Origin of the sequence: Citrobacter sp. Cpo045, from assembly GCF_030332875.1 — a bacterium.
GTDB lineage: Bacteria > Pseudomonadota > Gammaproteobacteria > Enterobacterales > Enterobacteriaceae > Citrobacter > Citrobacter portucalensis.
Window position 1 is genome coordinate 1 of record NZ_JAOWGZ010000040.1, and the last position, 4,126, is coordinate 4,126.

Here is a 4,126-nt window from a genome sequence, read left to right on the forward strand (position 1 = left end):
CTTTGAATGGGTTCATGTGCAGCTCCATCAGCAAAAGGGGATGATAAGTTTATCACCACCGACTATTTGCAACAGTGCCGAGAAAACTGGTTAAGATCGGCTTCGGTTTTAAGGCCCTTAGCCAGTTCAGCCGCCAGCGCTTTGAGTTTCTTTTCGTCCATAATTTGCCTGTCTCCGTTGTTGGAATGAACATATCAAAAACAGGCAGATACACAATTTAAATTACAGTCTCAAAGTAACTCATCCACAACGGTCTCTTTGAATTGACTTAACTCGACTTTGATTTGAACCATTAGCTCCAGAGCATCATCAAAATGATAACTTGATACTGCTTCAGACAGAGCGTAGCTCAGTTCCGGATTAAGCTTTTCAAAACAGGACTTATACTTGGAATAATAAAATTCAGACTCTAAGTCGCACTCTTCTAGCAATGCTGTCAGGTGGCTCACTTTAGACTCAAACTCCTCGACTGATTTGATATCACACTCGTGTTGAAGATGAGTGGTATCAACGAGCGCAGATTCTGGAAGGTCTTTGTACTTAGGAATTACTGATACTCCGAAGTGGTCAATATCGAGTTTGATGGTAAACCAGAAATTGCTTCCTTTATCTAGCTCACTGTCGACACCAACATGACCGCCCATTAACTCTGTAATGCGCTTAGAAATCGCAAGGCCAAGGCCAGTACCTCCGTATTTTCGGGTCGTTGAGGCGTCTACCTGCTGATAGCTGTCAAATACGACGGTCTGGTCGTGTTCAGACAAACCAATCCCCGTATCCATGACACTAAATAGCAGGTCAATATGTTTTTCGCTTCTTTGCACGACACTGACTGCGATGGTTACATCTCCTCCTCTAGAAAACTTGATGGCGTTACTCACATAGTTCAGGAGGATTTGCTTAATACGAAGTTGATCGCCAACGACCTGAGGAATGGACTGATCAACTTCAGTCATAAGATGAACATCGTTTTTTCTGGATTGGTGCTCAAAAATGTCGTACACATCCTGAATTGTCGCTCGAATATCGAATGGTGCCTTCTCAATATCAACCTTATTTGCTTCAAGTTTAGAAAGGTCCAGAATGTTGTTAATCAGTGTCAGCAAATGCTTGCCTGATCTATCGATTTTCAACAGGTTATTTTTCTGCTCAGACGTGAGGTCTGAATTTAACAGTATGTAAGATAACCCGAGAATCGAATTCAACGGCGTACGTATTTCATGGCTGACATTTGAAATAAACTTGCTCTTGGTTAGGTTAGCATGTTCAGCCGATAATTTTGCCTCATTCAGTTCGGAGGTAAGCCTATCCAACTTGCCACCCATGTTGATGATCGCGTTTGCTGTTTCGTTGAGCTCTTTTAAACGGAAGCCTTCATGAGCTAAGTTAAAATCACCCAGCCCGACTCGATTGACCATGCTCTGGAACTGAGTTAATGGCTTAGCAATAAATTCACTCGTCTTCTTGGACGAACGCCAGATGAGGATAAAGAACAAGATGTAGAATACCACTAAACAGAAGATCAGAATGTAACCAATTTTTTGGTATTTTTGTTCTAGCGCATGAGAAGTCGCATACATTTCCTTCTCACCAACAATCATCAGTAAGCGCCACTGAGTTTCTGGTATGGTCGACCATGATAGCAGTTTATTTTCACCATTCAGTTTGAGCTGCATAACCCCATTGGTGTTCTTGAGTAAACGCATGCTCAAGTCAGCGGTGCCATCACGTTTATACAGGTTAAATGCCTCAGGCTTAAAAATCTCTTTGGTGATTGCTTGCTGGTAGCTGTGCTTAGTGAGTTCTTTCAAGCCAAAATCGTGTTCTCCTTGTGGTGGCAAAGCCATAATTGTGCCGTTACTACTCACTAAAACAGCGTAGCCGCCCCAAGGAATGGCTAGATTTTGAATGCTTTCTATAATGTCACTGACTTTGATATCAAGCCCGACAACACCCTCGAGAAAACCTTGGTTGTAGACCGGCGCGATAACCGATGCCATCCAGCCGTGGCCCGCAGGATCAATGTAAACATCTGTCCAAATTGTCTTCTGGTCAGGATTGTTTTCAGCGTTTGCCAGGTAGTAAAAGTTGTACTCCGGAATGTCCATTTTGGGAGGGTACTGAGCGACGGTGTTGAACCACGGGTAGATTCGGTTGTATGAATCCCAGGTATTAAAGTAAATCGACGCAACCAAATCGCTATTATTTTTGATTTGTTTCATCAGTGGGTCAAGGTGAGCGAGTTTATACACCTTCTCCCAATCTTTTTCGGCGGTAAGACCAGAGTAGAAAGAAGCCGAGCCCCCTAAATCTTGTTTAGAATACAAGACGCCATCTTCGCTCACGGCAAGGTTATCTTTTTCAGATCGGTCAATGGTGTGTTCTTCTGATAAAACACGTTCTGTTTCGTTTTGGTATACGGCCGTTAAGGTTTCTATTGAGAGCAGCTTCTCTCTAATGATTGCTGCTTCTCTCTCCGATGAGATCTTCAACTCTTCATTTACTTTTGTGTAAATGTATTCCATGTTGTCGGAACTGATAAAACGGTTACTTATTAGGTAAACGGCAATAAGAACCGATTCCACCAGAATGAGGGGAATGATTCCGGTTTTGACCATTGAACGCCACACCCACGATTGTGTGGTGATTTTCTTGTCTTTCATGTTTGTCTCAGAAACGGCTATAAGTACTTGTCTTATCTAGTTAGTGTATTCTTGAGCAATGGCATCGAGTTCATCTGTAATTTCAGCGAAGGCATCGATGATAGTAGGGTCAAATTGAGTGCCTTTGCCTGACACAATGATATTTACTGCGTCTGAATGTGAAAACGCAGGTTTATAAACTCGCTTGCTGATGAGCGCATCATAGACGTCTGCTATAGCCATGAGTCGGGCGGACAACGGAATTTGCTCTCCAGCAAGACCTAATGGGTATCCTTCACCATCCCAGCGTTCGTGATGTGAGTAGGCGATCTCTTTTGCGACAATCAAGAACTTCATAGGCTGGCCGCATACTTTCTCAGCATTTTTAATCGCTTCATAACCGATGGTGGTATGAGTTTTCATCACTCGAAATTCATCGTCGGTCAGGGAGCCTTCTTTCCGCAAGATGTTGTCTGGAATGCCTATTTTCCCGATATCGTGCAGAGGCGCTGATTTATATAACAGGGCAATAAAGTCATCGGTCAGTTCTGAAACATAACGCGAGTTTTGGCGTAATTGCTCTGCTAAACGTTTTATGTAAGCTTGGGTACGTTTAATGTGGTTACCCGTTTCGTTATCGCGGGATTCGGCTAACGAAATCATGGCATAAATGGAAACATCTTGAATTGCGTGAAGCTCTTCTTTTTGCCGCAAAGCTTCGTTGGTTCGTCTTTCGACCTCTTGCTCTAGCACTTGATTCTTGTCTTTTAAGATATCGGAAGCCACTTTGAGAGATACATGTGTTTTAACACGTGCCTTCACGACCTCTGGGTTAATTGGTTTGGTTATGTAGTCAACGGCACCCAATTTTAGCCCTTTATGTTCATCGATTCTTTCAGCTTTAGCTGTGAGGAATATTATCGGGATATCACTGGTTGCTGGGTTTGATTTAAGCTGCTGGCATACTTGATAACCATCTATTTCCGGCATCATGATATCGAGCAAGATCAAATCTGGATTAGCAGTTTCGGCAAGTGTAAGCCCGCGCTCACCGCCGTTTGCCCCTTTTACCTTATAATCATCTTTAAGTAGCTGATACATCAGCGTGAGGTTTTCTGGAGTATCGTCGATAACCAATACAGTTGGCTTCGATGAAGAAAAATCGAACATACTTCCTCCTTTTGGCAGCAATACGGCAAATTGCGATTTAGTGCATAATATTTATGTCAATAATCACTTAATGATCTTGAACTCTTTACTAAAATAAAGATGAAATAGGCTAGAATCGGTATCATCACGAACGTCGCGAAATAAAGTATCGAAATAGCCACAAATACAAATAACTTAAACCGATCTTCCAGCAAACAACCATTCCACAACCTTTTGATTGATTCTATCATCGAACTAGGGAAGGTGCGAATAAGCAGGTCATTTCTTCCCAAGCTGACTCGCTGATTAAAATTTCGCGGATCTGGGCCGATTTT

The 4,126-nt window shown here is 42.6% G+C and carries 3 protein-coding genes; all 3 read right to left on the reverse strand.

All coding sequences use genetic code 11. From position 1 onward, the window contains the following. Positions 1 to 230: 230 nt before the first annotated feature. The gene (locus tag OGY13_RS00885; RefSeq protein ID WP_104868955.1) at positions 231 to 2,663 is read right to left on the reverse strand and encodes an ATP-binding protein; all 2,433 of its coding nucleotides are present in this window, start codon (positions 2,661 to 2,663) and stop codon (positions 231 to 233) included. A 36-nt stretch (positions 2,664 to 2,699) separates the two neighbouring features. After that, positions 2,700 to 3,812, reverse strand: coding sequence for a response regulator (locus OGY13_RS00890; protein ID WP_104868956.1), 1,113 nt, complete (start codon positions 3,810 to 3,812; stop codon positions 2,700 to 2,702). Positions 3,813 to 3,868: 56 nt separating this feature from the next. Then, positions 3,869 to 4,126: hypothetical protein (locus OGY13_RS00895; RefSeq protein ID WP_502873439.1), on the reverse strand; the 258-nt coding region annotated here is incomplete at its 5' end.

Coding starts and splice junctions, on each gene's coding strand:
- OGY13_RS00885 (WP_104868955.1), bottom strand. CDS start 2,663: ATGAAAGACAAGAAAATCACCACACAATCGTGGGTGTGGCGTTCAATG.
- OGY13_RS00890 (WP_104868956.1), bottom strand. CDS start 3,812: ATGTTCGATTTTTCTTCATCGAAGCCAACTGTATTGGTTATCGACGAT.